Source organism: Endozoicomonas sp. ONNA2 (assembly GCF_024606365.1).
Taxonomy (GTDB): domain Bacteria; phylum Pseudomonadota; class Gammaproteobacteria; order Pseudomonadales; family Endozoicomonadaceae; genus Endozoicomonas.
In genome coordinates this window covers 1-1,502 of record NZ_JAHHPO010000030.1, presented here as the reverse complement: position 1 = coordinate 1,502, position 1,502 = coordinate 1, and the positions used below count along the sequence as shown (strand labels likewise).

Sequence of the window (1,502 nt, the reverse complement as noted above, 5' to 3'; positions counted from 1 at the left end):
GCTGGAAATGTTTAAGGTTGATGCCGTTGTCAACGGCTTTGTGGTTGGATACGTTAGCGGGGCATCAGTGCTGAGTAATACATCAAGAACCTTTTGGCAATTCTTTCTTGCCGGGCCGAAGTCGAAACCTTCACAGGCAGTATTTGAATCTATATGACAGTTTTTCCTTTCATGTTTTGTCTCTTTACAATTAATAATCTTGGCATTACAGACAGTTGGTTTATGACCTCCATTGATAGCAGCATTGCAGGGTTTTTTTAGACTTTTAATGGTGCTTTCAATTACTCTGGTAATGTTAATTCCTTTATTGCTACTGGCTCCTGTTCCCTCTTCTTCTATTATCAATCCTGCACCAATACCGGCATTTGATCGAGCGCCAGAGGTTGTCACTGTGCATTTAACCGCTGTCGTTTTATCAATAGATCCTTGATATTCAATATATCCCGCCCCAATACCAGCGTTAGCAGATTTTCCGGAGGTTGATACACTACACCCGAACGCTGCCGTGTCACTGATAACAGTCCAACTGCTGCTGGCATCTAATTTACTGCTCTCGCCCGCCCCAACACCTGCATTTGAGGAGTCACCTTTAGTTAATACTGTGCATTTATGCGCTGTCGTGTATTTAGCGGTTCCTCTATTTTTCCCCGCCCCAATACCGGCACCTGCTCTATAACCTGTGGTTGATACTTTGCATTTGGATGCTAACGTGTTTCTGACAATTCCTTCATTTTTTCCCGCCCCAATACCGGCATCTGCTCCATAACCTGTGGTTGATACGTTGCAATTCACCGCCTTTGTTTTGTCAACCGTGCCCCCTTCTTTTATTAATCCCGCCCCAATACCGGCATTTGCTTCATTACCTGTGGTTGATACGTTGCAATTCACCGCCATTGTTTTGTCAACCGTGCCCCCTTCTTTTATTAGTCCCGCCCCAATACCGGCTTTTGCTCCTTTACCGGTGGCGGTCACCGTGCAGTTTATTGATGTTATCTTGACCACAGTCCCCGCATTAACCAAGCCCACGGCAATACCTGCATGTGCACTTTTAGTACTATTGGCAACAAGGTTGGAACGTATAACGTGAATATTTTTAACCAAAGCGTTGCCTGACATGTAGCAAGCCACAACCCCGGCGGTTTTCTTATCTGATGTTATGTTGGCATTTGTAAAGCGCAGATTTTGAATTTTACCATTACCGGCCAGATTTCTTATCAGGCAATCGGGAAGGTTGCGAATAGTATAATTATCACTGTTTAGTTCGCCCTTGAATGGGCGAATCTTGGAGCCAATGGGCTGCCATTGGCTGGCATCAATATCTCTTTTCAGCCAATATTTTCCTTCGCATGTATACCTTTTGTTACCGGTACAAATCTTCTTCAGTTCTTCGGCGGTATTTACGCATTCCCAGCCGTCCAAACAGTCAGAGCCAGATCCCGATGACGCTCCCACAGCAGAAAACCCAACCAAAGCTCCCAGTGCCAGGGATGTGTTGGGCAACT

The 1,502-nt window shown here is 45.3% G+C and carries 1 protein-coding gene; it reads right to left on the bottom strand.

Annotated elements, in window-relative coordinates; translation table 11 throughout:
* Positions 1 to 1,419, bottom strand: a 1,419-nt coding sequence (locus tag KDK14_RS00345) for a ZmpA/ZmpB/ZmpC family metallo-endopeptidase-related protein (protein WP_257263026.1), incomplete at its 3' end; no start/stop codon positions are given.
* Between the last annotated feature and the right edge of the window lie 83 nt (positions 1,420 to 1,502).